The organism is Bradyrhizobium cosmicum, from assembly GCF_032290525.1.
Taxonomy (GTDB): domain Bacteria; phylum Pseudomonadota; class Alphaproteobacteria; order Rhizobiales; family Xanthobacteraceae; genus Bradyrhizobium; species Bradyrhizobium cosmicum_A.
The window spans coordinates 302,497-328,653 of the sequence record NZ_JASXTA010000006.1 but is presented as its reverse complement, the minus strand read 5'-3'; the positions used below and the strand labels follow the sequence as shown (position 1 = coordinate 328,653).

Below are 26,157 nucleotides of genomic sequence, written 5' to 3'. Positions count from 1 at the left end.
TGACCGACGGCGGGGCGAAGCCGCAAATCGCGGCGTCACCGATTGTCAGCCCGGCATGGCGGCCGTCAGGTGTCCGCACCGGGAAGAATGGGCCCTTCGCCGAAGGGGCGGTTAATGATCGACAGCGCGTCGGGTGCGGCGAAGACGCGGTTGCGCGCATAGCCGGTACGCTCGTTCAAGATTTTATTCTCGACCAGTTGCTCTACCGCTTGCGACGCTGCAGGCACCGTAATGCTGAGAAGCGAGGCCAGACGCTTGACGGTCAGCACCGGATAGTGCGGCAGAACATCGAGTGCGCGCAGGCTGGCTGAGCCCTGGCGAAACTTCCGCCGCTTCCGCCATAAATCGCAAAGTGCAGACAAGGCGTCGCGGGTCTTCAGGAGCTCATTTGTGGTGCCGACAATCGCGTCCGCCATGAACCCGACCGCTTCGTGCCATTCGAGGCGCTGCTGAGCTGCCTTGAGCGATTCATAATAAGCTGTCTTGTGCGCTTCAATGTACGGCGATAGGTAAATCGGCATCATGCCTTCGGCGGCCATCATCAATGGCAAAAGCAGACGGCCAACACGGCCGTTGCCATCACGAAACGGGTGGACCGCCTCGAAATGTGCGTGCGCAACCGCCATTCGCACGATGAAGCTCTGGTACATTGCCTGCATGCCCTCGCAGCGCATGTACTTCATCGTGTCCTCAAGGGACGCGGCAATGTCCGACGGCGGCGTCGGATTGTAGGTTGAGTAAGCGATATCGCCCCTGCCGCCGATCCAGACGACAACCTGGCGAAGATCGCCGGGCCTGTCCTTGTATTCTGTGTCGCCGCGCATGACGGCGCGATGCAGATCGTGCACCAAACCGCTTGTGAAGATTTCCAGTTTCTCTTGTCTGGCCCGCGGCAGGAAGTCATCGAGCGCGAGCGCGTAATCACGCACCTGAGCTACCGCCTCACCCTGCTGGGAATCTTCGCTTTCTTCACCGGACAGCAATTCGTCAAGCGTGCTGTTGGTGCCTTCGATCGCCGAGCTGCTGACAGCTTCCCGCCGCGGCAAGATGCGGCTGATCAGATACGGGTCCTTTAGTTCGGCCGCGAGCGTCTCGATGCGCACCAGGGCGGCATCCGCCGCCCTAAGCCGGGCAAGGACCGGACCCACGGCAACGCCGTCCTTGGGCGGGGGCAGCGGAACCACGCCGTAATGCGCGGCATGGGGCGCCGGAAGCCGCTTCAATCGTTCCCGCACGGCGTGAGTGAGATTATCGCGGTTCAAAGGAAACCTTTCGCACATGATCTATTTTCTGGTACATAATAAACGTTATTTATTTATTCTTCAATAACACGGCTGAAGGGGGCATCCTACGCAAGTTTTTAAAGTTCCGCTTCTGAGGAACGCTTGCGCGTACTGTCGTTACGCCATATGTTCCGTAACGACAGTACGGAGACATTTCGTGGCCGATCCTACGGTAGTTAGGCGAGTAAAACGCCAGCGCGACGTTCGCCTGGCTGAAGGCTGGCAGGAAGTCCGCGTGTGGGTGCCGACCGAACAAGACGCAAACGACATCAGAAACCTCGCCGCCGAGCGCAGGGCAAAAGCCAAAGCGCTCGCCGGCCTTGACGAAGGAATTAAGAGCATGTCTCCAGAAACACTGCACCGCATTGCCGACGCTATCGCATCCCAGGGCTCGGCAGCCTACACGACCCCCTCCGGGCCGGTCCTGAACCTCCTGACCAAACTCGCGGAAGAGGACGATCTCGCGAGCTTCTCACGGGCCTTCATTCTTCTGGCGCGCGCCGAACCGGGTAACGCCGCTTTTGTCGCGGGCGCGTTGCCGGCAAAGATCTCCAACTTCCTGATCAAGCATCGGGGCGTCAAGGCGACCGCGCTGATCAAGTGGACCGAGTCCAATCCTGATTGGGCTGAGGAGCTCAAGAACGCACTGCGTGATCCCGATCTATTTGTTCGCATCGTCGAAGGCTTCGCCTCTGCGATCAAGCAAGGTGCCGTCGCTCACTAGACCTTTGACGAGGAAACCGGCGCCGTTTCAAAAAAAGCGGCGCCGGTTTCGCTTTGTGGCTCGGATGAGCCTTCACAACGAATGTGCCTTAGGGCGACATGGCCTTGCCATTCTACAGTCGGTGGATGCCCTTTCCAGTCACCCCCGCGGCCCGAATGCGATCCTCGATGCCAAGGCGAACATCAGTGTCCGAAAGAAAGGGCAGCTCAGGCTCTGGCGGAGGCAGTTCGTCATGACGTGCTTCATGAGCCGTCGGATTCGCTCGACCGCGTCCTTGCCGCCGACGTGTCGTGCAGGCCGCGCGCAAGCGAGGTCGCAAGCACCGCGCGGCAGCGCGAATACTCAAGGTAGTCCGTCGTCGGCAGATCGACCAATTCGCTTGGAACTTGATCGAGAAGACCTAACAGGCGTGAACTTCGGCGCGATGGACATGGGTGATTGCGCCGCCGTCGACCTCACTACGGCTGGAGCAGAACATGCCATCGATGGCGCTTACGATGTGGCTCGAGAGAACTTTTGGCATTAGTGATCCGGTGTTAGCCAATCCGTCTTGCCAAGCCTAGGCAAACAAACAACGATAATCGCGCAGGCGTGCAGCCGCAGGCTTTATATGCTATTGGTTTTATAAAGGATTCGTCATTTTTTTGCATGGAGCCGGAAAGTGGCTCCTCGAGTTTTGGGCAGCACGTGCGCGACAACTTCACCGAACGGACCGTTACCGAGATTGCCAAGGGCGTCCCCTACCGCTGCTCTAATCCGGAATGCCGGCAGCCGACTCTCGGTGCCTATGCAGTGCAGGACGGCACGATCATCATGGGCGTGGCAGCTCATATCTGCGCGGCTTCTCCCGGAGGCCCCCGCTACAATGAGGCGCAAGAAAACGGGCTCTGGCTTTGCCAGAATTGCGGGAGGCTGGCCGACACCTATCAACCGATTTACCGTCGAGGAGCTGGCCCAGTGGAAGCACGACGCGCAACATCTTCGCCGACCTTGACTTTGCCAATCCTGAAGAAGAACTCCTGAAAGCGAAGCTTATCCGCGAGCTTCGTGCAATTATTAAACGTCGTAAGCTGACCCAGACAAAGGCTGCTGAACTGCTGGGCCTTAAGCAACCCGATGTATCTGCCTTGGTCACCGGCCGTGTAGGGAAGTTCTCGATCGACAGGATTGTTCGATGCCTCGATCGGCTCAACTATCGCGTAGATGTGGTTATCCGGCACAAGCCGGCTCGTCGAGCCGCTTCGCGCGTTGCTGCCTAGGCCTACGAAAAGCCATGCTTGCTTACTTAGAGTAGTTTCCGGACTTCTGTTTAGGCGGTGAAACGAAGCAGGAGCCTGTTAAACGCGGTTTGTCGTCGGATGTACCCCGGTGCGCGGAGCGTCTCGCCGGACTCCGGGTTCTATTGTGCGGTTGCTGACCCTCCCGTTACGCTCGACGAATGTCGAAGCCGAATTCGCCGAGGCCGGTAGCCCCGCCATGATGTGGGCATACTGATAGCCGCGGGAAGTAGCCTGGCTGCTCGCTTCGCGAGACGGTTTGAGCATTACCGTCCAACTCCAGCCACGTATAGTTTTCTTCTGCGGAAAACCACGGCGTAAAGAGCTTCGCGAATGCACCGACGGCAAGCGAGGCTAGCATACCGTTCGTCCAAACCACCTGCGGGTTGATGCCCACGTCGCCGTAGCGGTTCTCCTCTTGCGCCAACTTGTCGGGAGTCAGGAAGCCCAGGCAGCGCATGCACGGATTGCCCGGTAAGGTCATGATCATCTGCCCTGCTACCGCAAAACTGGCATCATGCAGCCTGGTCACGTCCATTCCGATGTCGATGTATGGCAGACCAAAACGTCGCGCGGCGGTCTCTAAATAGTCGCGTTGCTGATAGCCGTCGACACACCCGAACAGGACGTGCGCATCCCGGATCAGGTCGTCCGCCTCCTGCCACTTCGCTTGCCTGGAGGTTACTTTCGCCCATGGCCGGATGCCAAGGATCATACGGGTGGCGATCTCCACTTTAGGGCGCTCGTGATCGACATCATCCCGGGTGCCGCCAATCAGGCGGTTTAGGTTACTTGCTTCGATCTCATCAGGGTCAATTAACCGGAAATGCCCGACGCCAAGATGGGAGAGCTGCTGCGCGATGTGAGAGCCACCTCCGCCAAGCCCGACGATAGCCACTCGCAAGTTTGCGAACAGCGCTTCGGAATGTGCACCGAGGAAGCTCTGGCGGCTAAAATCGCGGTCGTTTGTCATGCGAAGAAATCTGTGCTGCCATCGGCAGCGGCGCGCCCCACAGTTGAGCGCGTGCCAACAATGTTGAACTCATCGATGTTCTTCACTCGGGTGGGGGCAGTCCATATGCGTCCGGCGAGAGCCTTATCGTTGAGAACGACTGCGCCATGTGGCATCTGCGGGCAAACTTTAAAGAAGTCAGGCACGAACTTGGCTTGTTCGCGCAGATCGGTGGCGCTGAACCACAACCGCGCCGAAGGGAAGTGCATATGCACATGGAAGACGCCGACGCCTTGCAAGAGCGCCAGCTCTAGCGCCTTGCGGAGTGCTTCCTGGCCGATCATCGCGCCGACAGTATTGTCCCGCACATACTCGTCATCGGCAACCGGATAATAGTTCTCCGCGAGCAAGACCAGGCCATCCGCGCCGGACGCCGCGCGCACGGTAATGAAGCCGACCCGCTCATGCGCGAATGCATGGGGTCGGGATAGATCGCGCCGCATCTCCTGAATAAATGAGCTCGTGGCCCGAAATGTCGTGGATGCGCCACGTCCAACCAGCCTTTGGTCTGCTGGCGTCTCTGCAGGCGACGACGGGGATGAACGACCGAATAGCCCGGAGAGAAGCCGCCACATGCTAGGCTGCCTTTCCCTTGCTTAGCGCTGAGAGATGCGCGGCAAGAATATCGACATATGGTTGGTCTGCCGGCACATCCTTCCAGGAGAAGGTCGGCCAGTTGCGGCCGAGCAAGTACGCCTGTTCGTTCCAGTTCAGGCCTTCGCCACCCACGTTCGTCGCCAGATAAAGCTTCGTGGGATAGGAGGGATTGTCGTGGTTAAGGCAGAGGATCGCATCCATGACGTGACTGCTTGAACCGACCCTGAAGCGAAGCTTCTCCATATGGATTAACTTTCGCCATCCCTCGGTTTGGAAAGACACCTTCCCATCGCACAGCTGCGCGATGGGCCGGAGACTTTCATCAAGGCCGCCATTGGTCGGCCCGGTGCTCATGATGAACCGCCCTTACGCGCATGACTCATGAAGCGCATACCTACCTTCACGTCGATATGAGCCTGATCCTCAAGATCGACGAGCCCTGTCGGAGCAATCTCCGCCAGCACCTTGGCGGGGTCGACACCAACTTTATCCTTGAGGTCGCTAACCAGCCAGTCGCCCTCCCGTACAGACTTGTTGTGCCCATCAACCTCGATGTGGACGTTGGGACCGCCGTGACCCGGGTTTCCGGAGCCGCCGGGATTGCCCCCGCCTCCGGAATGCCCGCTCCCATGGTCGGAATTGTTATCCTCGTTGCCGCTCATGACCGATTCTCCATCCAGCTTATATGTCCCGCGTTGTCCCGACGCGCAATCAGCGGATACGCTGATTGACGTATCATAAGTCCTGCCTACAGGAGAGTCAATGGATAGCTAACGCATTGATCAGGTGAACAGATTGCCGATTGCCTTCTCCTGACCGAGGTGGCCGAGGATCTTCAGACGAACCGTTGCCGCCTCCCGAGAGACGGCAAAACCTTTCACGACTGCGTCGATCAGCGCGACGCCATTTTCGCTGGTCGGGGACGAGGGCCCGTAAGTGTTGCGCTGCTGCTGTATGTCGCCGACAACTCTCTTGAGGTAGCTCCGTGGCATAAGGGCCGCACCAGATACATAGCCGGCTTGCCATTCCATCCAGTCAGTCTTGCTTGCGGAAATCAATGTGTCCCGCTTGCAATAGATAGCGTTGGGCTTCCGATTGCCGTCCACCGGTAGCTGGCGTTGCTCCAGCCCAAACAGGTAGGCGTGCAGGATCACATGCCCATATTCGTGGGTGAGGGTGGTCCGCAGCCGGTTCTCGAACCTGTGGACGTCATTGGAAATCGAGACCCTTGGCTTTCCGGCGCGGGCAAACTCGGTGACGCCTTCAACGCCGGCACCGTACATGGTCAGGTCCGCATATTGGTCCAGATCCGTAACGTCCCGCTCAATCAAGGTCGTTATATCGTCAGTCGAAATAGGAAACTCGACCTTGCCGTGTTTGCTCCGCAGGTGGTCCGCCACGAGTTTTTCAAACATGGTATCAAGTTCGGCGGGCTCGTAATGAGGCCTCTCCCGAAAACCATGCATCGTGTCGCGGACGTACCTCAAGCTGCCTATTCCTTCAGTTTCTTTCGAAAGGCGACAAACGCCTGATTGATCTGGTCCGGTGTCGATTTTCTTACCAGTTTTCTGTCCTGCTCCGGCAGCATCCCGATCACGCCGTACAAGGCAAGCGGATCTATTTTTAGTACCTTCGCAAACTCGCTCACCAAATGGTCCGAGGACGGGCTTCTGCGATCGTGTTCGATATCGTTCAAGTACTGCGGCGTTATCGCCTCGCCATCCTCCTTGACGATCTTAGTGGCGAGTTCCTTTTGGCTCATGCCCTTCTCCTTGCGCGCGGAGGCAATGGCACGTCCAAAGGACGACATATCTAGACCCATACTGTAGAACCTCTTCGATTTTGGAAGCTTATCAGCTAATTAGCTGATTGTCACCCACGGATAGCGCTGGGAACTGCAGATCCTATCGCTAGGGTGACATTTTTGGCGGGCGGAAGTGCCACGCATAGTTTCTATGCGGGGCAGGTAGCTCTGCACGTTGCGGGTCATCAGCTCTCAACGGGCTTCGACCATTTCTGAGTTTGGAGGATGGTCTCCCTCACCACGCCAGCGTGCCTAACCGCTGCTCTGGGAAGAATCGCACAGGACGACTTCGCGAACCGCCAGCTAATGCGGCCGACTATGGGGCCGATCAGGCGCTTCCGGCCTTACGCTCGCGGATGAAAAGTCGGCCGCTGACGGGTACGGCAATCAGTTCGACGTTGAACCCCTTGCCGTCGTCAGGCGGCCAGGCCGCGCCCAGCTTGGTCCAGAACGCGCTTTCGCCTTCGCCGGTGACGACGACGCTTCGTGCGTAGGCTTCCTCGACTTGGTGGATGACCTAGTGGCCATTGTATTCTCCCGTTGGCTGATGCCGCAGGCGGCAAGCCGGTCGGGAGGCAAAAGACGTTTCCTGTGCCGGTTAGGCCGGCAAGCGGTTGCTGTAAGTCTGGCCGAGTATCGACATCCTGAAATCGGCTCCAGCGCAGGAGCATCAACGCGATGTGGTCGTTCGAAGACGTTTGGTCTGACAAGGTATCTTTGTTGACCAGCTCGGCCAATCGCTGATGTCAGGAAAACGCAAGGAACGAGAGACCGCGACGGCGCGGCGAGGGACCGGCCGAGGCTTCACCTGAGATACGCCCGTTCCGTTCTGCCCGTCGGCAATTTCCCAGGCCGGTTGCCATCGCGGGACGCCGGAATCATGGTCGCCCTTGGTGAGCCGGGCTACGAACAATACCTCATGGACATTCAAGGGACGGCTTTTCAGGTCGGGCGCGGAAAACTGGCGACGTGCTGGCAGGTCTGTGAGGCTCTCAACATAAGAGAGGGCCATGCGTACATCCAAACGGCACATCAGCGGGCGGACGGCGTATGGGTCAAGGGCTATTGGCGCGTTGAAAATCAGTTCAGCTTTGTCGATCCCCGCATCCAAAGGGGAAATCCTGATGTTGATATCGGTATCTTGATCAGCACGGCGGTCGGCGATGACGCGATTCCCTATGACGTTCCCCCCGTGACCTGGGGAGAATCCACGCAACTGGGCGTCGGCGACCGGGTGCTTATAGGCGGCTATCCATTGGGGAGAGATATGTTCCTGGCCCTCTCGACCAATCGAGGCATCGTCCAACCGACCTTCTACGACGGCATTGTCAGCGCAATCATCCCAGCCACCAAGGAGACCGAGACTCGCCTCATCCAAATCAGCACGATTTCAATGGGCGGCATAAGTGGCGGTGTCGTCTGCGATCCAACATCGGGCGCCTTTCTTGGCATGGTGACAAGCGGCCTTGAGACGGCAGGTCAATCGATGCCAATCACCTATGCAATCCCGAGCGAAGTCATCCGTCCCCCTACGCGGACGCAATCAGCTTCATGGTCAAGAGCGCCGAGGTATGGCGCTAACCACTTCTTACAGGCGTAGGTGCGCTCGCAGGGTCTAGCAATGAGTGCGCAGCTCGCCGACTAAGCGGCTATCACGACATACGATATTTTAATTTGAAATAGTCAGTTTGTAAGTCGACAGGGAAAACGTCGTTCGCTTTATCCAGAAGAAGCAGCACAGTTTGACGCCGGCAACATAATCAAGCAGCGGCTCGGCGCGCGGCCGACAGGTGACCGGATGCGGGGAAACGTGCCGCGGGGCTCGACGGAGTCCGACCACGCCGCGATCCAGCGAGACTTGGCGGATATGCGCCGCATTCCGCTGCCGAATGCGAGATAAGAGCAGTGAACCTCACCCCAAGTTGTACCAAATTGGGTGACCTAAGTTGCTGCTTTTAAGCGAACTCTTTTGGGGCTTCGATATGAAGAAACTTCTGGGACTTTTGCTGCTCGCTCAATTCTTCTTCCTTTCCGCCGAGGTCATGGCGCAGGGGCTTGCTGCTCCCTCATACTGGAAGAACGAACGGGGTTCAGAACTGTTTGTTTGGTCCGCCAATAGCGGGGCAATACAAGGGACTTTCACAAACCATGCTCAAGGGTTTGCGTGCCAGGGAATCCCTTATCCCGCATCGGGAGCCGTTAGTCGAACCGGCCTGTATTTTGTTGTTACTTTTGCCCAGTGTAATTCCTTCACCCGGTGGGTTGGAAAAATTAACGGGGCTCAAATGCCGACGTCATGGACGCTGTTCTACGTTGATAAGAACGGCAAGCCTAGCAAGTTGAGGGGCGCGGATACATTCACGCGCGTATGGTAGCTTTGAGTCTTCTTGCAACGTCGCGACCTTGGATTGGGACGCACGTTAACATAGTGGGAAACGTACTTACGTGGCGTTCATTGCGGGCAGAACCACTGGAGGAAAAATGTCGGGCCACGGGAAGGAAAGCGGTGGGCATGACCACCACGAGCATGAAAAACACCACCACGACCACGACAAGCATCACCATGACCACCATCCTCCGGGCCCGCCGCCGAAGCCGCCCGGACCGCCGGAGCCTCCGAAGCCGCCGCCGCGCCGTGTTGGCTGAATGATGCAGGCTCCTCCGGAGCAACAGGATAGTCCCCGCCCCCACTGGGACCGGCGTTTTCCGGGCCGGTTTCAGTGGGAGCTCGATGCATTTGCTGAAGCGGAAATTGCTCCGTCAATCGATCCAAAGGCGTTAGCGAGCGGCCGGCTCGACTTGAGCTTTGAATGGCCTATAGGCGATAAACGCATCCCGCTTCGGGCCATCTACCCGGATAGTTACCCTCGCCTTCGTCCGCATGTTTATCTCACGGACCCGAATTTCTTTCCGAAGCGGCATTACTCGCCGCTCGACGGAAATCTGTGCCTCCTTGGACGAGATACACGCCAGTGGTCGTCGAGCTGGAGTGTCCCCGAACTTTTGCGGAATCAACTTCAAGCAGCTCTCGAGAACGGTCCCCATGAAGATCCACAAGGTGAGCCAGCCGAGGTTTGGTGGAATCAATGCAGCCGTCCAGATTCATACTGCTTGATCGACTCAGATTGGTCACTCTTAGGGGTGAAAGCGCCGGGACGGATGAAGCTCGCGTACTCCGTCCGACTGGGTCACAAATCTGGTGAGTTCGTCTTCTGCGCCGTCGTGAAATATGTGCTCGATGCGGATGGCAAGCAGGTGGCTGCTTGGAGCGGTTCCATGCCCGCGGCCTTGCAGGGCGACGCGGTCAAGGAGATCGAAGTCACCTGGAATCGCTCGGAAGGAGAGCTTCTTCCGAAGCCTTCGTTGCAGGACCAAAATATCGGCCTCGATGAACTGCTGAATTGTCGTACAAATCCCTCCGCCCTGTTCGAGTTACCGAATTCGAGGCGGGGTCAACTGCACGCCTTTCTGTATCCCACGGAAACTCAGTTCCGAAAGCAAGGCGAGTCATGGCTCTTCGTTCTCGAAGCAGGTAGACGTAGCGCGTTCTACCCCAACAAAAAGGCCCCCGAGCCGCCAGATGCTTTCATCATCAGGACCCTCCGGGCAGGACATCAGGATCTAATTTCGCGAGCACCTGCCACTTCCGGTTTATCAACCAAGTCAATCGCCCTCTTTGGTACCGGTGCGCTCGGCGCGCCGCTGACGATCGAATTGGCACGTAGCGGGGTCGGCGAACTCAAGCTCCTGGACGCGGATGTCGTCGAACCGGGCAACACGATCCGATGGCCCATCGGGTCTTCTGCTTGGGGCCGCACGAAAACCCAAGCCCTGGCCGACTTCATCGCGCTCGAGTACCCAGCAACGATGGTGAGTTACGTAAATCACGCTTTGGGGACCTTTGTGCCGCAAACCGAGTTCGGTGATTTCGCTGCGCTGGATGAGACGATCGCTGCTGTCGATCTTGTCATCGACGGAACCGCTTCGTTCGGGACAACGTCATTGATCCAGGATCAGGCGCGATCACGCTCACGTCCCCTGATCGCTCTGTATGCATCCCCATCGGTCGCGGGCGGCGTGGTCGCCCTTTTTATGCCAAATAAGGGCTGCCCGGTGTGCCTCGAATGGGCGTGGGAAGACGAAAGGAGCGGAATTTCGCCTCCTCCCGGGATGTTTGCGGAAGCCGAAATGATTCAGCCAACCGGATGCGCCGAACGCACATTTTCCGGCACTTTCTTCGATCTCCAGGAACTTTCACTGCAAGCAATGCGAGTCGTGGCCGGTTTCTTTGCCGGCGGGGTTCCTCAATCATCGTCTGTCGTGTACACCCTCGCCTTTGAAGACCAAGATGGATACGCGTGCCGGCGTGGCGCAAAAACAGCTTGCCGCCTCATTCCCAATGCTCATGTCACAAGTAAGCGTTTGGCTTTCGGCCCAAACACTGTCGTCGCTGAGAACCGAGGCGGATCGACTGTTTCCGCTTGAAACGGGCGGAGCGCTAATTGGGTACTGGAGCGACGCTGATACCGTCGTCGTAACCGAATTTGTAGGACCTGGCCCGGACTCGGTTCATCGACGATCTTCTTACCAACACGACCACGAGTTGGAGGCCTCCCAGATCGCCGTTCACTATCATCGATCTGGGGGTTCGCACGTCTATATCGGCGACTGGCACACACATCCCGAGGCAAGGTCGGGGGACCTCAGTTGGACCGATCGACGCTCTATCCGGCGCGTAATCAACTCACGCGAAGCCCGCGCTCGCCGCCCTTTGATGGTGGTGCTGTTCGGAAACCCCGAGCACTGGACTCCCTCGGTTTGGGTTTCAACGCTCAAACCGAGGTGGGGTTGGCAGCTCTCGATCGAGGCAACGAAGCTGCAGCTTTTCTCAGTATAGCCCGTCGCGCCGGACCGGACTGGCTTGCGCTCGGACAGCCTATGTTTTGCCTACTTGGCTGGTCCCCTGAGATCCATCCGGCTGTCAAGCGCACAGTCTCGACTGATAGTGCCGTGCTGAACACCAGACGCTACGCGAGTGCCGACGATTCCCGCGCGGGCGTTTTTCTCGCCCGACGAAACAGGGATGGCATGGCCGTCCTTGCGACCTTCGTAACCAAGCAACGCACGGCGGCTCGTTAAAGGCGAAAAATAAGCCTTGTTCTTGAAAAGAGCTTGGGCCTGTACGTCGCTGTCGTGAACAAGGTGCTCAGCCTTGGTTCAAGCGCGACTATGTTCGTGTGAACCCGATCCCTGACGCGCGCACCGCGCTGCTGCGGATCGACAACTGGATGGAGGATTACCTGATATGCACCCCCTTCAGGAAGCCGCTGCCTTCCATCTCGACGGCGGCGGCATCACCATTGTGATCCTTGATCAGCGTCGCGGTGGCGGCCTTCTTTGAAGCCACGACTTTCTCGCCTGCCGCGATCGGCGCGACGAAGAACGCGGGGCCTCCCTGCTTGACCGCAGGATCGAGCCGCGATTTCCAGTCGTTTCCTTGGCGGATAACGCGGGCGCGCTGTTCCAGCGCATGCGCCGTATTCTGCACATCAGGACGTGTCTGGAAACCTTTGGCGGTGTCCTTGCCGGACTCATAGCCGTAGACCCTGGTTGCGACCACCACGTCGCCGATGGCCACATCCTTCACCCCGCCGGCGACGCCGACAAACAGCGCAACATGGGGCTTGTAATGCTCAAGGGCTCGGACCGCGATTGCGGCGGCGCCCGCATTGCCGGGGCCGGCCTCGATCACCGCAATATCCCAGCCGTCGAACTGCCCTTTGAAGAAGCCGGTACCGTTGACTGTCTCGACAGCGTGCTTCCCGAGTTGCCGCAAGACGGCGCGCGTCTCGACCTCGAGGGCGGTGACGATGACAGCAGTGGGAGATAGGCGTTGTGGCACGCGGCAGGCTCGATTGGTGTGGGGATACCGCCGAATATATAGGTGCTCGTCCCTCTTCGCCTAGCGAAAATCGCGATGAAACCGATGATCGGCGTGTTGATGATCAGCTAGCAGGTGCTGGTGCTGCTGCTGGCGATCATGGTGATCATGGGCACGGCGATGATCATCCTGACGCTGATGGTGCTGCTGCTGGTCATCATGATGATCATCATGATCGCCCCGGCTAAGGCGCCTTCTCCCCGTCCTTCAGGGCGCGGGCTTCCTTTGCGCGCGGCATCAAAAACTCCGCGAGCGTCTTGGCCACATCCGTCAGCGGGCCCGGGTCGACCGCGACCTGTCTGGTGAACGCCGCCCACTGATCCTTCTTGCCGGCATCCTCGGTAAAGGCCGAGGTGAATGCATCCGGCGGTGCGGTGGGAATGTCGGTCTTGCGGCGCGCGAATGTCGCCTTGATGGCGCGAGCCAGCGTGTCGCCCTCGAACTTGTAGGAGCGGATCAGCACCGAGACGTCGTAGAAGTCTTTCATGCGTGTGTTGGCGAGGCCAAGCGCGACCATCGCCTGGAATTTCTCGGCGATGACGGTCTCGCGCGGATAGGAGCGTAGCTTGGGAGCCGGAAAATCCAACAGCACCGGGAGGTCAGTTTCCTGCACGCCGGGCTCGATGGCGTCGCCGAATGCGATATCGATTAGGACGCGAACGCGGGCATTATCGACCGTGGCATTGCCCTTGATCCGGACGCCGCCGTATTCATTTTCGTCGCGGATGCGGTCGACAGTGAAGCTGGCCGGGTCGAAGATGACGCCGTCGGCGGCGTCGACGGCGGCGATCTCCTTGAAGATCGCCAAGAGCGCGTCGGGGTCGGGATCGCCCGAGCCGAGAAGGTCAAGGTCGCGCGTCGGCCGGAACTGGTTGTCGACCCAGGTCGCGAGCAGCATCGCGCCCTTGAGAACGAAGCGGTTACGATAATCCGTCGAGCCGAGGCGATAGAGGAGCCGTTCCAGCACGTAGCGGGTGAGGAGAAGGTCGAAGGGTTGATTGCGCTCTCTGGAGAGCGTGAGCAGTCGCGCGCGAACCGAGGCAGCGACATTCTTGGGCGGGTTAGCCATTGGCGGTCATCGCTTCGATATAAGGTTGCATGGCCTTCCAAACCCCGGCTTTGCGCGCGAAATCCGCGATCTCCGAAGGCTTGGCCTTGCGGGTTCGCAGGGCCTCGCGCAGGCCTTCGAGCGCGAGGTTGAGGCCGGTGCTGTGACGGTAGCGTGTCCCGGCGCTCCGCCGGTAGCGAAAAAGATCGACGACGGTCTTGGCGGGGCTGAAGATCTTGACCGGGCAACCTTCGATCGTATGAATCTCCACGCCCTCCTGAAGCCGCTCCGGGTTGAAGCGAACGAACTGCATTGGCGGATTGGTTGGAAGGGGCTGACGGTCTTTGGGACCGATGGCAAGCCAAACCATGGAGGGGATGGTATCGGTCAGGTCATGGAAAGCGAGCGCTGAGGTCAGCGCGACGACCCCTTTGGGCACGCGTTTGGCGGCTTCGGCGAGGGAATGGTGCGTATCGATGGGCGCGTCGGGCAGTTGGTAGAGACCGCGCCCGAGTTGGACAACGAGGCCTTTTTCCTTCATGCGGGCGATAGTCGCGGCCGTGATGCCTGCCGTGGCAAGCTCGGAAGGGCGCGCGATGCCGCGCTCCTTGAGGAGTTCGATGACACGCTCTTGTTGGGTCGAGGATGGCTTGGCCATGGCTTATGATCCGATTTGTCGGATATATCTTATTTATATCCTGCATTTCATATCACACGGAACTACCGCTAACAACCCGCAAATCGTTCCGCAACCCCTTGAAAGATATAGACATCCTACGGGCCAAAATCCGTCCGGTATGGCCCGCTGCCCGCAAATGTCGTGGTCGGCCACGGCCATGCTGGCCGCGATCGCGTCCATGGCCGCCGGCTAACCGCGCAACTTATGGGCGCCCAAACCGCCGCCTCACCCAGTCGATTGCCCGAGCCAAGGCACTTGTTCCTTCCGGATAATAGATGCCGGCGCCATCGATCTTCGAAAGGTCGATGCCGGCATCCGTAAGCGTTTTCATCATCGTCTTGAAATCCTTCCATTGCTGCTTTGACTGAAGGAGCGGCACGCCAGGTAACGTGTCCATCATCTCAAATTCGCCAAGGCTCGCGGTGAGATCCGGTTTGAGCTGAACTCTGACGTTCCGGATTGCTGGTTGCGCGGCGCGTCGGGCGCCGTGCCGCAGGGGCTGGAAATCACCGTGGCGCAATCCCGGGAGCAACAGCGGCTGGGTCAGCTAATGAACCAAACGAAGGGGATGGTGCCGGGATATCTTGGTCTGGCGGACGACGATCCGGAAGCGCTGTACCGGGAGCGCTTGGCACGCGGCCGGATCATGCATAGCGCGGAAGGGGCGTTGACGGTCATCGGCAACGGTATCAAGTCCTGCCTTCGCAAGAAGAACCATTCCAAGTACACAGGGCATGATCTACTGATCGAAGCCCCGTTGCTTAGCGTGCCTAACGAGCGCTGGATCCGGATCGAAGATGATCTGCGCACAGCCGCTAGCGCGATGCCGTTTCGCAAAATTCACGTCATCGGCGATCAGGATCGCTCGCCTTTCGGCTTTCGTATCAAATGATAGCCCTGCCTAAAGGTCGTCATCATCAGGCCCCATGCCATCGCGCCATGAGCTCACATCGACCGAGTAGTTGGTGGCGCTGAATGCCATATTGAGGGGATCGTCCAGCGAGACTTGAATGTCGCAATAGAATGGAAACGACAAATCGGCTTCGGCTCCGTCACCACGACGCAGGTCCGAATTTGATCCCCATTGAAGACCAATCGCGACGCTTCCCGTGGCGCGGTAGGTTATGAAGTGCGCGCCGATCGAGCGCACCGATGTATCCCCGACGTAGACTTCCTCGACCGAATGATGCGTGGCAAGCTCGTCGACCTCCAGAATCGTGTCGCTGAGGAGCGTATCTACGGCGGCATCGTCAAGTTCTTGTTGGATCGCGTTAAGGATCGTCGAGCGGCACTCGTGATACGTATCGAGGAAGTTTCCCAGCGCCTCAATCGTACCGGACGCCGCGGTATCCTGTTCGTCATGTCCTTCAATGATCGCATCTTCCCGCCCGTGTACATGCTTGCTTAGGTTGTCGACCGCCTTGATGAGTCTTTGGCGGATTGGCGCAATGTCGATCTGAAGCGTGTCCTTTACAAACTCATCGCTCAACCCGCCCTGGATGGCGAAAACGATGCGTTGCCCACGCGTTGGGGCGTTTCCTTCGCGCTCGGAAACGAACCACTCCGTTTGCACGACCTGATCGACAGGTGCGAGCGTGCCCATCATATGCTCGAACAGGATACGCATGGCTGTGCTGAAGAAGTTGAGCCGCAGCGGGTTGGCGACATCCGCCAGCGCATGTTGTGCTCCGGTGATCGTGGTCCGGGAGAAGTCGTCGATCGCTTTTGGCTTCAAGGCAGCGAGTTGATCGTTGAGCCAGGGCAATGCCATGGTACCCCCGTTAGATTTCGCCGCGCCGGACGCGGCGCTCGTGCTTGTAATCGAAGCAACGAGACATCCGACGCACAAAGGGGGCTTTATGAAAAGGCCATTTCGTTTCGTCATCAAGGATCGAGGTAAAAATGTCTCCAGCCATGCTGGGACCTAGTCCGTAGAACATTCGTACAAGCACGATATCGTAGACTTGAAAGGCGAGGCTGTTGAAGCGGTTTAAGGTGCTAACGCTTTCCATCCCGGCGCCTTCGCCTTTGCGCTCGCGCGACATGGCGCTCTGAAACTGCGGCATCAGCGGCATGCACATAGAGCGAGAGATCCCTGTAAAGCGACAGGATGGCCGCGTTGGCTTCTCCGGGTTTCTCGAATTCATCGAAGTATCGAAGCTCGGTTACGTAATCCTCAAAGCGCTTGCTGCGGTCACCAAGGACGGCAAGCCTTTCGTCGAACGACTTCGCGTCCGCATGAAAGTCGCGAGAGGACAGCTTGACCGCAGCTTCAAGCAAAAACCGCAATTCACGCCGAGCCGTGTTTTGCAGGCCTTCCTCCGCGCTCATCGTGATCGCGAGTACGGCGTCGCTAAGATGCGAGGCGAAGCGGAACATGAGATAATCTTCAGCGGCAGAGTACCGCGTTCCTTGCAGGCGAATATAGGACTGTGCCGCCAGCAGATCGGAGCCGATGCCCTCCAGATAGCACAACCCATCCTGAAACGAGCGGCTATTTAAAACGTCTTTTTCATAGTTTTCGCGCTTTACCTTCATCGCCCGGAAGATTGCTTCAAACGGGTTCTCGTCACCTTCGGGTACGTGATCGTCACCGCCTGTCGTCATCGTCTGCCTCAGAAGAACTGCTGCGGATCATGGAAGGCGGAAGACAGGCCTTGATCGCGTTGCATGATCGCATCGATGACGGCAAGTGCATTATCCATCAGCGCCGTATCTCGATCACGATCGGCCGGGTATAGCTTGTTTCCATGGAATAGGTTGTTCCTGACTTGCCAAACGGCGTCCAGTAACTGCCGCTTAGCGCGGGCAGTTCATTGCCAAACTTCGGCCTTGCACCGGCCTGCACAAATAGATTCTTCGGCGGTCTCTGGAGCAGGATTGGGGCGATTTGGGCGTCCCGGACGGCTTCAAAGAAGTCGCCCGGCAAGTGCGCGGACAGTTTTTCCCGGCAAGCCTCGGCAACCCTGTTGTGCTGGGTCCGGCGGAGGAAGCCGCACTGCTTCATCGCGAACTCCAACCGAGCGAAGGTAACAAAAAACGCAGCGTTTCGTCGGCCGGGAGGCCGTTGAGGAGTTGATGCGTGGTTAGTATGCGCTATGCCAGGCCATGAGTTTTCGGGGGATGGAATACAGTAAGAATGGGCTGAGGCCGGCCTTAAAGCGAGTCTTGATGATCATAGACTCTTCCGCAAAATAAAACGATATGAGAAGACGCGTGGAAGGCTTTAGCGAGCCCGCCCATGTCTTGCCGAACTACGGCGCTAGCTTTGAGCGAATGAAGGGATCCTGATGGGGTTGCTGGCGCGGTTCCAGACAACACTATAACGGATCAGCGAACGGCGGCTTGCGACGCTCGGCGGTCATCATCATCGCCAGACGGTGGCGCTCCTCCGCGAACTCTGTATGAATCATTTTCTTGGAAACGGAATCGATGGCAAGAAACTTCAGCTTGCCCATATCCGCCTGCGATTGGAAATAGCGGCTAGGCTCTTCACTTACCACGATAACGGCTGCGTAAAGGTCAAACAACCGGATAGAGACAACGATCTTCCCAGGAAGAACCGAGCTGTAGGCGATATGGTGACCCCCGTGGGGTGTCCAGTAATTGGAAAACGCCACGCAATCTTTCGCATCGAAGATATTTCCTGCGTACGGATCGACGGCGTCCGGATCGCTGCTCATGACAGCGGCCCGCAACTTAGCGGCGAGGGGATCATCGAGATAAGCCTCACCCAGCCAGAGAAACGCCAGTTCATAGACGATCTTCAGAACGGCATGGTTGACGTATGCGAAGCTGACTTGCAGGCTCTTCATAATGACAGGGGTCTGAACCGTCCGCTCTGTGCATTTGTTGGTTTCCACCTCAAGCTCTTCTCCGACAGCGGCCGCACGATTTTCGACGTTCGTCATGCGCCAGACGCGCGCCATGTAGAAAACTGCAACGCTCGGCAACCAATCAGAAGAGCGCCTCTGTAACACCTTGATATTGCGATGTAAGAGCACAAGAATTCCGGGTAACGTGTGCCCTTACCCCACATGAAAAAACCCGCCGAAGGCGGGATAATCCATTGTTTTATTCAGAAGAAACTTCGTTTCAGGGATAGGATTTTGAATCCTATGCGCTCGGGATGAAGCGAAGGGGCTCCCGGGCACGTCCCAGGCGAATCGAAGCTTCCTATTTGTACGCCACAGCGACCCAGCAGCCGCACCTGCGAACTTGATTTCTTTCCTGTTAGAGCAGCGTACGATCTTATCGGCTCAGACCGATCACGGTTCGGGACTGAGGCATGAGCGGCAAGGACGCAAAGGTTCCGATCGAGGCGTTAGAGCTATTAAATAGCCGGAAGATGCCACACGCCACGAAGCGGCGTCGTAAGAACCGTGGCATGCCGCCGCCCGCGACCTTCGATATCGATGCGCTACCGGGCAGCTCTAATTTAACGGCATTAGAGGCGGCCGCGGTCATCCGGCGCACGCCCGGAGCGCTGGAGCAGTGGCGGCGCGATCCGAACCACCCGCTGAAATGGCGCTACGTCGATGGCCGGCCACTCTATCGTGTCGATGCAGTGCGTGACTATCTGGCCAAATGCGAAAAAACCACTAAGACCCCTCAGCCGCATAATGCTCGCGAAGACGCCCGAGGAGCTCGGCCTTGATCGGGTCAAGCGGATTCGTCCGCTGCAGGCGCACGATTTTGCCGACCCTTTTTGCGCCGACCAACTCCGCAATGTAGTCGTGAGCCGCTTCGAACGCCATCTTGCGGATGATCCACCGTTCGTCGTGATTGTGGACCTGATCGATTCCGCTTGGCTTTTGCCCAACACACAGCCGCTGGATTTCGTTGTCGTAGCCACAGCGTGACATGATGGTGCGCAAGCTGCGCCTTAGGTCATGCATGGTGAACTTGGCGACGCTCGCTTCCTTGACCAGGCGGTTGACCATCTTGGTGAACCCGGACATCTGGCCGCCGGTCTTTGGTGACGGGAAGACATAGTCGGAGGTTGCCCGCTGGAAATGTTTCGCGGCCGCGAGCACCTCGTCAACGAGATGGGTGCGCGGCAGGTCGTGGTGCAGGCCCATCTTGGTCCATGTGGCATCGAAGGTGATGCGGTCGTCCATGACGTGCTTCGACCACTCGATCATGGTTGGCTCGCTGCGGCGCGGGCCGCCCAGTAGGCACATCCGTGCCAGAAGCCCGAAAGTGCCGAGCTTGCCGGAAGCCTGCCAGACCTTGATGATCTCGTCATCGCTCAGCGCGCGTCCCTTGGTGCGACGCAAGATCCGCTGCGCCCGGGTTTCCTTCGGCTCGCGATAACCAGCGAGCACATTGTGGTCGACATAACCCTCGCCGACGCACCATTCGAGGAAGGTGTGGGTGTGCTTGCGCAGGTCCTTGGCCGCCCCACGCTTTCCGGTCTTGGCAATCTTGTCGACGGCCGCCATGATCTGCCGCCGCGTCAGGTCTCCGACGGCGCTCTCGGCGTGTTCCTTGAGCCCGCGCCGCAGCGCCGACATTGCTGGCTTCCAGTTGACGACCTGGCGTTCGGTCAAGGACGCCTGGTAGGGACCATCTTCAACAATGAGGGTGGTTAGCGTGGTGCGCTGCTTCCCGGCTGCCTGTTGCCGCCTCGCCTCGCGCTTGGCGTCGTTTGGATCCATGCCCTTGAAGACCTCGCCCGCGGCGATGGTGGCGGCCTTGCGCGCTGCCTTCTCATTATATTTGGGCCAGGCGCCGAGGGTCTTGCGCTGGGTCCCCCTTACCCCCGGCTTCGTGAAAAGGTAGACCCAGGTTCGGCCACCGGTCGCGCGCATGCGCAATGCAAGGCCGGGCAACTTGTCGTCGTGGAGATAATGCTGCGCCTTACCGGGCGGCAACGTCGCGTTGCGGATCACGGCATCGGTGAGTGTCAGCTGGTTGGTCGGCTCCGGCATGGTCCCTGTGCTCCCTGTCGCGGTGTGCCCCGCAGCCGCCGGGACCATCGAAGCGAAGGGAAAGTGATCATTGACTTTCCTTCGCTTTTTCGGCCTCGGGGCACACTAGCGTTGAAGGACGGCCCTTGAAGAACAGAGGGGGCACAGACCCTCCCCGATTTGTGTGCCCCAAGGGAAGATGGCACGGGGGCACAGCGGGGGCATACAAAATGTAGTTTGGTCAGTTGTGGCCTATTATGGCCGCATATGGCAAATCCCCTACAATCCATAGACTTATCTATTTTTTTACTATGGCTGGCTCGGGTTGGCTAGGGACTACAGATTGTGGTTCACACGGGAGAGGTCCAAGGTTCGATCCCTTGTGCGCCCACCATCCATCCTCCCCAACCATACTCAGTTGCGGACGATCGTCGACGCATGGCGACCTTTTGGGCCGCCGCAACAAAAAATCGAAAACAACCCCATGCACAGTAGCCGACCCCAGTCGGATCAATGGGTTACGCCTTTTCCGAATCCGCTTGCTCCGTCGGGCAAAACACGGGCATGATGGCATGATCCCGGGAGAGGCCTCGATGCCGCTCGGGCCGCGTCTCCCTAGACGTGGATGTCCGCAATCAGGACATTGCTTGCAGCAGGGCTGCGATCTTGATCGTCGCAAAGTTGGAATAGGTGTCGGAAACGGCGTAGGGCAGAATAATCTGATCATGGTGCCGCATCGCCCCGCAGGTATAGACCACGTTGGGAACGTAGCCCTCGCGCTCGGACGGCTCCGGATGCAGCAAAGGTTCGCTCGCACGAGCTAGCACCTTGGACGGATCCTTCTTGTCGAGCAGGGCGGCGCCGATGGAATATTTTCGAACGGGGCCGACACCGTGCGTGAGCAACAGCCAGCCTTCATCGAGTTCGATCGGCGAACCGCAGTTTCCAATCTGCACGAACTCCCACGGAAACTGCGGCTTCAGGAAGGCTTGACCGCCGTCCCATTGGTGCAGATCGTCCGAATAGATCAAATAAAGGTTCTCGTTGTCCTGGCGCGCGATCATCGCGTATTTGCCGTCAATCTTGCGCGGGAACAGCGCCATGCCCTTGTTGCGGGCGGCGGTCCCTTGCAGCGGCGTCATTCGAAATGACAGGAAGTCGCGCGTTTCGATCAGCTCCGACCGTATCGCTCTGCCCGTATAGGCGGTGAACGTCGCGTAGTATGTCTTGCGATCACCATCGGTGAATTGCACGAAGCGCGCGTCCTCGATGCCTTGAGACTGTGATCCCGTGACCGGAAATATCACCCGTTCGCTGATGTCCTGTTCTTCCTTGAACGCAATTTCAACCGTTTCGCCTGATGGCCCGAGCACGCGGCCTCCGACCCGGGGACTGGAGGCCAGTCGCGCGGTCGGATCGACCGCCAGGCTGCCATCGGCTGCGATCGTGCCGGTGCGAAATGTCAGCGAAGATACGTGCCCCTCGCCAACGGCCCGGAGACTGAGAACGAAGCGCAAGCCGCCTTTCGGCGCGCCCGACTGGTCGGGATGCGGCACGATGCTGGGATTAAACAGGGCGGATGCCTCGAACGAATATTCGTTCAGGAAATAGGCCCCGATCAACTGGCGCTGCACGCTGGAAAAAGCGCCGTGCGCCGCCAGCGCCCGCTCCATCTCGTCGGCGCGGAGCTCGAACGTCTCCAGCAGGTTGCGATGCCGGCCCTGGAAGTTCGCCAATACGTCCGCCAGCAGGCTGGCGGTGACTTCCGGGTCAAGGGCCAACACGCGTTCGACGATGTGGTTGGCGCGCGTCTTGTCGGTCGGGTTGAGATCGCGCGGCTCGGTTGCCGGCTTGAACGGGCGAACGATCACGCGCGTAGGATCGGGGCGCAGATGGAGCGCTTGCCGATGCAGGAAACTGGCTTGCGACAAGATGTCCTCGGATTGTTGGAGAGGTCAGCCGAACTCAGCCGCCGATGACGCGAAGCGCCGCCGGCGGTGTCACGCTGACATTGACGCGCGCAAGCTGACGAATATCCGCAAGACCGAGCAGATAAGACACAACGGATTCGCCGCCGCGGTTTTCGTTGGCGCGGTCGGGATGCAATCCATCCCGGCAGCTGCCGGTCTCGGGATCCACGAGAGCGATCGACAAATCGTTGCGGCCAAGAAACCAGGCGAAAACGTTGGTCGCGATCGCTTTCCATTCGGCATGACCTTCCGCGCGCCCGGCGGTCAGGCAGGCCGCGATCGTCGCCGCGGCCTCCACCGGCTGCTGGTCGAACGGACGAGGCGCTCGGCGCAACTCACCGAATCCGGCGGTGCCAATGGGGCGGAAATGTCCGGTCGAAGCGGTTTGTTGCGTCATCAGCCAACGCAAGGATCGCAATCCGGCAGCGAGGTAATCGGGGGCTTCCGTGGCCATCCCCGTGAGGATCAGGGCTTGCGACAGGCGCGCATTGTCGTACGCCAAGCCTTCCTCGAACCATGTCCAGTCCGGCGTCTCGACCGACGCGAGACTCGCCATCAACCTGTCGGCCAGAGCAAGCCGGATTGCGCGGGCGCGCGCATCATCGCGAACAGCGGCGCAATAGCCGTCCAGACCCAGCAGGGTGAAGGCCAACGCGCGGGGCGAACCAAAGGTCTCGACGACGGGAAGTGCCTCGGCAAACAAGCCGGCAGCCCATCGGCGTCGCGACGGGCTTGCATCCCTGCGTGCGCACTCACCCAGTGCCCATAATGTTCGCCCATGGCTGTCTTCGGAGCCGCGGTCTTCGAGCCAGCTTCGATTGAAGCCCATGAAATTGCGAAACCGTCTGGTGTCGGGGTTCCACGCATGCTGAATGAACGCGGCGAAACGGGCCGTCAACACTTCGGGCAGGCGCGTTTCGCCGGGATTGTTGAGGGCGCACGCCAGCAGCAAGGCGCGGGCATTGTCATCCACGCAATAGCCGTGATCCCTGTTTGGCACCGAATGCACGGCGTGCTGGAACAGGCCGGTATCGTCGCACATCGAGAGAAAGTGATCCAATTGCATATCAGACGCCGCCGGGCTGTGGGCGACTGCGACCGGCCCGGTACGCGCCACCACCTTGAGCCAGTCTCCATGACGTGCATTTTCGAACGCGACCATGTAGCGCTCGGCCGTGCGCTCCCATGTCATCGATCGGCTGACGGCGTAGGCGCGCTCGCGCATCGCCTGTCGGCGCGGGGCATCGGTGAGCAATCGTGCGATTTCCTTGCCGACTGCGACCGCATTGCCGAAGGGAACGATCACACCACGGCCGTCATCCAGCAATTCAAGCGCATGCCAATACGGAGTCGAAACAACCGGCTTGCCCAATCCAAAGCTGTAGGCCAGCGTCCCCGACGTCATCTGCGCTTCATTGAGATAGGGCGTAACATAGACGTCGCTCATGGAAATGAATTCCAGCAACGTCGCCTGATCGACGAACTGGTCGAGGAATACGACGTGGTCGTCGATGCCGAGCTCGCGCACGCGCGTCATCAGACTCTCGCGATAGGCCTCGCCCTGGTCGCGCACGAGATTAGGATGCGTCGCGCCGAGCACGACATAGACCGCGTCCGCCCGACGTTCCAGGATCAGGGGCATTGCGTCGATCATGACCTCGATGCCCTTGCTGGGGGACAGCAGCCCGAAGGTCAGAATGACGGATCGCCCGCTGAATCCGAGCTTGGCCTTGGCTGCGTCGGGTTCGACAAACGGAAAATCGGGAATGCCGTGGGCAATCACCTCGATCTTGTCATCCGGCACGCGATAGACGCTGCGCAACATCTCGCGTCCCTTGTTGGCCATCACGATGATCTTCGAAGACGCATCGACGAGGCGTTCCATGACTGCACGCTGCGCGGCGGTTGGCTTGGCCAGCACCGTATGCAGCGTCGTGACGACAGGCATGCTGAGGCCCGAAAGCAACTCCAGAATGTGAGCGCCGGCCTCGCCGCCGAAGATGCCGAATTCATGTTGCAGGCAAACGACGTCGAAGCGGCCCGCGTTCAGGAAGGCCGCGGCACGGACATAGTCTTCGATGGCGTCATCCTTGATCTGCAAGGCGACGGAAGCGGGATAATCATAGGCCTGCCCGTGGTCGTTCATCGTAACGATGCTGACCTCCAGGTCCGGCCGTGAATTCGAAATCGCCCTTTCCAGATCGGTCGTAAACGTCGCGATGCCGCAACGGCGAGGGAGCGAATTGCCGATGACGGCGATGCGGCGAAGCGGGGTCAAGTTCGCGCCTCGGCGATGCCTGCGAGTTGCGGAACTGAATGCGCGGCTGGATGGGCAGGCTTGCCGGGCTGGTCGTCGAGACTTTGCAACAGGACATCGACCGGGCGGCTGGCGGGATACGCAATCAACGCGCTCAATCCGTTGTCACCAACCTCGATGCTGGTGCGGCCGCCACCAATGAAGATGGCTTCCCCGATGGATGCCGCGGCCAAACCGACTGCAGCGTGGCCGTCGAGAATGAGCATCCAGGTCTCCGGTTCGGCAAGCAACGCCCAGCTCGAACCTTCGGGAAGCTCAATACGTTCGAGGACGAAATGCTTGCTCGCGACGAGGATCGTCCGGTTGGCGGTAACGACCGCCGAATTGCCAGGCGTTCGAAGCGGCCACGGATGGGCAACGGCGACGCCATTGTCCTCGTGCAATTCACGCCGCCGACCATAGTCGAACAGGCGGAATGTTGCGTCGCTGCGTTGCTGAATTTCTGCGAGCACGATGCCGGCACCGATGGCATGGATGGTGCCGGCCGGGATGTAGATGGCATCACCCGCGGCAACCGATCGCCAGTGAATGAGTTCGGCGATCGAACCGTCCTGGATCGATGCACGCAATTGCTGCGCCGTGACCTGATGTTTTAATCCTGCGCCGATCTGCGCGTTGGGCTCGGCCGAGAGGATATACCATGCCTCGCTCTTGCCGTTCGGCATCCCCATCGCGCGCGCGAACGTGTCGTCTGGATGAACCTGGATGGACAACGGTTGACTGGTGAACAGCAGCTTGAGCAGCAAGGCGGGCATAGGCGCGCGCTCGTCGGCCCGCTCGAACCACAGCTCGCCGACGGCAGCGCCAGACCCGTCAATATTGCTCCAGGGTTTAAGATCGTCGACGCCCCAGGGCTTGTGGACGACCCGCACGGCGGCATGTTCGGTGGGCATAGGTGATCCTGACCCGTGACGCACACGTCGGGACGACGTGCCGTTGATCGATGTCGGCGATAGGATTTGGCGTGGCTAAGGCGTCGCGAATCCGGACAGGCGCCCAAGGCGGTCGGATGCTGAGTTCCCAAAGTGGCTACTCCAGCACGCGATTACAACCTCTCGCGGGCGCTGTACTTGCCTCTTCGTAACCAGCGACGTCCGTCTCATATGCTGCACGGCCTGCCGCCGGCGCATCCAGGGCCAAATGGTACCTGGCTTCCGGAATAACAGCCGCGGGCATGCGCCGTCGAAGGTCATCTCAGTCGGAGATGGATGTCGGAGTGCTGGATTTCGGTCCCCAGGAAGGACGAGGCCCGGTCCATGCCGGAAGCGAATCCCATTCGGCCCATCGCATACGGCGCTCCTCATCTCCTACCCTGACAAAGACGAAAGCCGCGTCATCACTTCCTGTTTTTGATCCAGCGAACATGGCCGGCGTTCCATATGCATTCCTGATCGTTGCTTTGTTGGCCATGGCGATCTCCGGGCGGGTTTTGTTGTGCGGTCCAGACCGCAGCAGGACTGGCGCTAAAAGATAACCGCGGCAGCGATGAGCAGGACGAAAACGACCAGCAGCAGCGCTGGCGGCATGCCCCATTCACGCAAATCGAATTTGGTTGGATTTGACACCTGACCGCCTCGTTGATTGGGCGGGAGC

At 59.1% G+C, this 26,157-nt stretch carries 28 protein-coding genes; 9 read left to right on the top strand and 19 right to left on the bottom strand.

All coding sequences use genetic code 11. The annotated features are described in order from the left end of the window. Positions 1–65: 65 nt before the first annotated feature. Complete coding sequence (locus QSV46_RS14250) at positions 66–1,280, bottom strand: Fic family protein (RefSeq protein ID WP_314951923.1); 1,215 nt, start codon at positions 1,278–1,280, stop codon at positions 66–68. A gap of 160 nt (positions 1,281–1,440) precedes the next feature. Here QSV46_RS14250 and QSV46_RS14245 point away from each other — a divergent pair, with 160 nt between their 5' ends. The 3 genes from QSV46_RS14245 (at position 1,441) to QSV46_RS14235 (ending at position 3,266) form a co-directional block, all read left to right on the top strand. Beyond that, complete coding sequence (locus QSV46_RS14245) at positions 1,441–2,007, top strand: hypothetical protein (RefSeq protein WP_314951921.1); 567 nt, start codon at positions 1,441–1,443, stop codon at positions 2,005–2,007. 591 nt (positions 2,008–2,598) lie between these two features. Next, positions 2,599–3,030 (top strand): hypothetical protein, encoded by a 432-nt coding sequence (locus QSV46_RS14240; protein WP_314952021.1) that lies wholly within the window; start codon positions 2,599–2,601, stop codon positions 3,028–3,030. Further along, positions 2,985–3,266, top strand: coding sequence for a helix-turn-helix domain-containing protein (locus QSV46_RS14235; protein WP_314952016.1), 282 nt, complete (start codon positions 2,985–2,987; stop codon positions 3,264–3,266). Before QSV46_RS14240 ends, QSV46_RS14235 begins: the two co-directional genes overlap by 46 nt. A 166-nt stretch (positions 3,267–3,432) precedes the next feature. Here the strand turns inward: QSV46_RS14235 and QSV46_RS14230 are convergent, their stop codons facing one another. From QSV46_RS14230 to QSV46_RS14205, 6 genes are all read right to left on the bottom strand, one after another. Next, a complete protein-coding gene (locus QSV46_RS14230) occupies positions 3,433–4,257 on the bottom strand; it encodes a ThiF family adenylyltransferase (protein ID WP_314951919.1) in 825 nt (274 codons plus the stop codon). Then, positions 4,254–4,871, bottom strand: coding sequence for a hypothetical protein (locus tag QSV46_RS14225; protein WP_314951918.1), 618 nt, complete (start codon positions 4,869–4,871; stop codon positions 4,254–4,256). Before QSV46_RS14225 ends, QSV46_RS14230 begins: the two co-directional genes overlap by 4 nt. A gap of 1 nt (position 4,872) precedes the next feature. Continuing rightward, a complete protein-coding gene (locus tag QSV46_RS14220; RefSeq protein ID WP_314951916.1) occupies positions 4,873–5,247 on the bottom strand; it encodes a hypothetical protein in 375 nt (124 codons plus the stop codon). Beyond that, a complete protein-coding gene (locus tag QSV46_RS14215) occupies positions 5,244–5,555 on the bottom strand; it encodes a hypothetical protein (RefSeq protein ID WP_314951915.1) in 312 nt (103 codons plus the stop codon). The genes QSV46_RS14220 and QSV46_RS14215 overlap by 4 nt, the downstream gene beginning before the upstream one ends. Positions 5,556–5,675: 120 nt before the next feature. Then, positions 5,676–6,308, bottom strand: a complete 633-nt coding sequence (locus QSV46_RS14210; protein ID WP_314951913.1) for an ImmA/IrrE family metallo-endopeptidase — start codon at positions 6,306–6,308, stop codon at positions 5,676–5,678. Positions 6,309–6,385: 77 nt separating this feature from the next. Next, a complete protein-coding gene (locus QSV46_RS14205) occupies positions 6,386–6,703 on the bottom strand; it encodes a helix-turn-helix transcriptional regulator (protein ID WP_314951909.1) in 318 nt (105 codons plus the stop codon). Between the two features lie 874 nt (positions 6,704–7,577). On the opposite strand from QSV46_RS14205, the gene QSV46_RS14200 reads away from it, so the two are divergent. The 4 genes from QSV46_RS14200 (at position 7,578) to QSV46_RS41415 (ending at position 11,594) form a co-directional block, all read left to right on the top strand. Then, the gene (locus tag QSV46_RS14200) at positions 7,578–8,297 is read left to right on the top strand and encodes a serine protease (RefSeq protein ID WP_314951906.1); all 720 of its coding nucleotides are present in this window, start codon (positions 7,578–7,580) and stop codon (positions 8,295–8,297) included. A 382-nt stretch (positions 8,298–8,679) separates the two neighbouring features. Then, positions 8,680–9,072: an avidin/streptavidin family protein gene (locus QSV46_RS14195; protein WP_314951903.1), complete on the top strand. Its 393-nt coding sequence runs from the start codon at positions 8,680–8,682 to the stop codon at positions 9,070–9,072. A gap of 271 nt (positions 9,073–9,343) precedes the next feature. Further along, the gene (locus QSV46_RS14190; protein ID WP_314951900.1) at positions 9,344–11,182 is read left to right on the top strand and encodes a ThiF family adenylyltransferase; all 1,839 of its coding nucleotides are present in this window, start codon (positions 9,344–9,346) and stop codon (positions 11,180–11,182) included. Beyond that, a complete protein-coding gene (locus tag QSV46_RS41415) occupies positions 11,097–11,594 on the top strand; it encodes a Mov34/MPN/PAD-1 family protein (RefSeq protein ID WP_377830506.1) in 498 nt (165 codons plus the stop codon). Before QSV46_RS14190 ends, QSV46_RS41415 begins: the two co-directional genes overlap by 86 nt. Before the next feature lie 399 nt (positions 11,595–11,993). Here QSV46_RS41415 and QSV46_RS14185 read toward each other — a convergent pair whose 3' ends face one another. The 4 genes from QSV46_RS14185 to QSV46_RS14170 form a co-directional block, all read right to left on the bottom strand. Then, complete coding sequence (locus QSV46_RS14185) at positions 11,994–12,599, bottom strand: hypothetical protein (protein WP_314951898.1); 606 nt, start codon at positions 12,597–12,599, stop codon at positions 11,994–11,996. 223 nt (positions 12,600–12,822) lie between these two features. Then, entirely contained in the window at positions 12,823–13,707 is an 885-nt protein-coding gene (locus QSV46_RS14180; RefSeq protein ID WP_314951895.1) for a nucleotidyl transferase AbiEii/AbiGii toxin family protein, read from the bottom strand. Continuing rightward, entirely contained in the window at positions 13,700–14,344 is a 645-nt protein-coding gene (locus QSV46_RS14175) for a type IV toxin-antitoxin system AbiEi family antitoxin domain-containing protein (protein ID WP_314951893.1), read from the bottom strand. Before QSV46_RS14175 ends, QSV46_RS14180 begins: the two co-directional genes overlap by 8 nt. A gap of 223 nt (positions 14,345–14,567) precedes the next feature. Then, positions 14,568–14,765, bottom strand: coding sequence for a hypothetical protein (locus QSV46_RS14170; RefSeq protein WP_314951890.1), 198 nt, complete (start codon positions 14,763–14,765; stop codon positions 14,568–14,570). 66 nt (positions 14,766–14,831) lie between these two features. Between QSV46_RS14170 and QSV46_RS14165 the strand changes: the two genes are divergently transcribed. Next, entirely contained in the window at positions 14,832–15,257 is a 426-nt protein-coding gene (locus QSV46_RS14165) for a hypothetical protein (protein ID WP_314951887.1), read from the top strand. A 9-nt stretch (positions 15,258–15,266) separates the two neighbouring features. On the opposite strand, the gene QSV46_RS14160 is transcribed toward QSV46_RS14165, so the two are convergent. The 4 genes from QSV46_RS14160 to QSV46_RS14145 all read right to left on the bottom strand — a co-directional run bounded on the left by QSV46_RS14160 (position 15,267) and on the right by QSV46_RS14145 (position 18,294). Next, entirely contained in the window at positions 15,267–16,136 is an 870-nt protein-coding gene (locus QSV46_RS14160; protein ID WP_314951885.1) for a hypothetical protein, read from the bottom strand. A gap of 227 nt (positions 16,137–16,363) precedes the next feature. Next, on the bottom strand, positions 16,364–16,972 hold the full coding sequence (locus tag QSV46_RS14155; protein WP_314951882.1) for a hypothetical protein: 609 nt from the start codon (positions 16,970–16,972) through the stop codon (positions 16,364–16,366). Between the two features lie 97 nt (positions 16,973–17,069). Beyond that, positions 17,070–17,372 carry a hypothetical protein gene (locus tag QSV46_RS14150; RefSeq protein WP_314951881.1) on the bottom strand — a complete coding sequence of 101 codons (303 nt, stop codon included), beginning with the start codon at positions 17,370–17,372 and terminating at the stop codon, positions 17,070–17,072. 313 nt (positions 17,373–17,685) lie between these two features. Next, on the bottom strand, positions 17,686–18,294 hold the full coding sequence (locus tag QSV46_RS14145) for a hypothetical protein (RefSeq protein ID WP_314951879.1): 609 nt from the start codon (positions 18,292–18,294) through the stop codon (positions 17,686–17,688). Positions 18,295–18,653: 359 nt separating this feature from the next. Here QSV46_RS14145 and QSV46_RS14140 point away from each other — a divergent pair, with 359 nt between their 5' ends. Continuing rightward, positions 18,654–19,022, top strand: a complete 369-nt coding sequence (locus QSV46_RS14140) for a hypothetical protein (RefSeq protein WP_314951877.1) — start codon at positions 18,654–18,656, stop codon at positions 19,020–19,022. On the opposite strand, the gene QSV46_RS14135 is transcribed toward QSV46_RS14140, so the two are convergent. The 4 genes from QSV46_RS14135 to QSV46_RS14120 all read right to left on the bottom strand — a co-directional run bounded on the left by QSV46_RS14135 (position 18,967) and on the right by QSV46_RS14120 (position 25,457). Next, positions 18,967–20,298, bottom strand: coding sequence for a tyrosine-type recombinase/integrase (locus QSV46_RS14135; protein ID WP_314951875.1), 1,332 nt, complete (start codon positions 20,296–20,298; stop codon positions 18,967–18,969). The two genes, QSV46_RS14140 and QSV46_RS14135, sit on opposite strands and share 56 nt — an antisense overlap. 614 nt (positions 20,299–20,912) lie before the next feature. Beyond that, the gene (locus tag QSV46_RS14130) at positions 20,913–22,208 is read right to left on the bottom strand and encodes a glycoside hydrolase family 130 protein (protein WP_314951873.1); all 1,296 of its coding nucleotides are present in this window, start codon (positions 22,206–22,208) and stop codon (positions 20,913–20,915) included. A 34-nt stretch (positions 22,209–22,242) separates the two neighbouring features. Beyond that, a complete protein-coding gene (locus QSV46_RS14125; protein WP_314951871.1) occupies positions 22,243–24,525 on the bottom strand; it encodes a glycosyltransferase family 4 protein in 2,283 nt (760 codons plus the stop codon). Continuing rightward, complete coding sequence (locus tag QSV46_RS14120; protein WP_314951869.1) at positions 24,522–25,457, bottom strand: class I mannose-6-phosphate isomerase; 936 nt, start codon at positions 25,455–25,457, stop codon at positions 24,522–24,524. Before QSV46_RS14120 ends, QSV46_RS14125 begins: the two co-directional genes overlap by 4 nt. Positions 25,458–26,157 lie beyond the last annotated feature (700 nt).

Bases quoted from the DNA above. Each gene is read 5' to 3' on its own strand.
- QSV46_RS14250 (WP_314951923.1), bottom strand. From the start codon at position 1,280: ATGTGCGAAAGGTTTCCTTTGAACCGCGATAATCTCACTCACGCCGTG.
- QSV46_RS14230 (WP_314951919.1), bottom strand. From the start codon at position 4,257: ATGACAAACGACCGCGATTTTAGCCGCCAGAGCTTCCTCGGTGCACAT.
- QSV46_RS14225 (WP_314951918.1), bottom strand. From the start codon at position 4,871: ATGTGGCGGCTTCTCTCCGGGCTATTCGGTCGTTCATCCCCGTCGTCG.
- QSV46_RS14220 (WP_314951916.1), bottom strand. From the start codon at position 5,247: ATGAGCACCGGGCCGACCAATGGCGGCCTTGATGAAAGTCTCCGGCCC.
- QSV46_RS14215 (WP_314951915.1), bottom strand. From the start codon at position 5,555: ATGAGCGGCAACGAGGATAACAATTCCGACCATGGGAGCGGGCATTCC.
- QSV46_RS14210 (WP_314951913.1), bottom strand. From the start codon at position 6,308: ATGTTTGAAAAACTCGTGGCGGACCACCTGCGGAGCAAACACGGCAAG.
- QSV46_RS14205 (WP_314951909.1), bottom strand. From the start codon at position 6,703: ATGTCGTCCTTTGGACGTGCCATTGCCTCCGCGCGCAAGGAGAAGGGC.
- QSV46_RS14200 (WP_314951906.1), top strand. From the start codon at position 7,578: ATGGTCGCCCTTGGTGAGCCGGGCTACGAACAATACCTCATGGACATT.
- QSV46_RS14195 (WP_314951903.1), top strand. From the start codon at position 8,680: ATGAAGAAACTTCTGGGACTTTTGCTGCTCGCTCAATTCTTCTTCCTT.
- QSV46_RS14190 (WP_314951900.1), top strand. From the start codon at position 9,344: ATGATGCAGGCTCCTCCGGAGCAACAGGATAGTCCCCGCCCCCACTGG.
- QSV46_RS41415 (WP_377830506.1), top strand. From the start codon at position 11,097: ATGCTCATGTCACAAGTAAGCGTTTGGCTTTCGGCCCAAACACTGTCG.
- QSV46_RS14180 (WP_314951895.1), bottom strand. From the start codon at position 13,707: ATGGCTAACCCGCCCAAGAATGTCGCTGCCTCGGTTCGCGCGCGACTG.
- QSV46_RS14175 (WP_314951893.1), bottom strand. From the start codon at position 14,344: ATGGCCAAGCCATCCTCGACCCAACAAGAGCGTGTCATCGAACTCCTC.
- QSV46_RS14170 (WP_314951890.1), bottom strand. From the start codon at position 14,765: ATGATGGACACGTTACCTGGCGTGCCGCTCCTTCAGTCAAAGCAGCAA.
- QSV46_RS14160 (WP_314951885.1), bottom strand. From the start codon at position 16,136: ATGGCATTGCCCTGGCTCAACGATCAACTCGCTGCCTTGAAGCCAAAA.
- QSV46_RS14155 (WP_314951882.1), bottom strand. From the start codon at position 16,972: ATGACGACAGGCGGTGACGATCACGTACCCGAAGGTGACGAGAACCCG.
- QSV46_RS14150 (WP_314951881.1), bottom strand. From the start codon at position 17,372: ATGAAGCAGTGCGGCTTCCTCCGCCGGACCCAGCACAACAGGGTTGCC.
- QSV46_RS14145 (WP_314951879.1), bottom strand. From the start codon at position 18,294: ATGGCGCGCGTCTGGCGCATGACGAACGTCGAAAATCGTGCGGCCGCT.
- QSV46_RS14140 (WP_314951877.1), top strand. From the start codon at position 18,654: ATGAGCGGCAAGGACGCAAAGGTTCCGATCGAGGCGTTAGAGCTATTA.
- QSV46_RS14135 (WP_314951875.1), bottom strand. From the start codon at position 20,298: ATGCCGGAGCCGACCAACCAGCTGACACTCACCGATGCCGTGATCCGC.
- QSV46_RS14120 (WP_314951869.1), bottom strand. From the start codon at position 25,457: ATGCCCACCGAACATGCCGCCGTGCGGGTCGTCCACAAGCCCTGGGGC.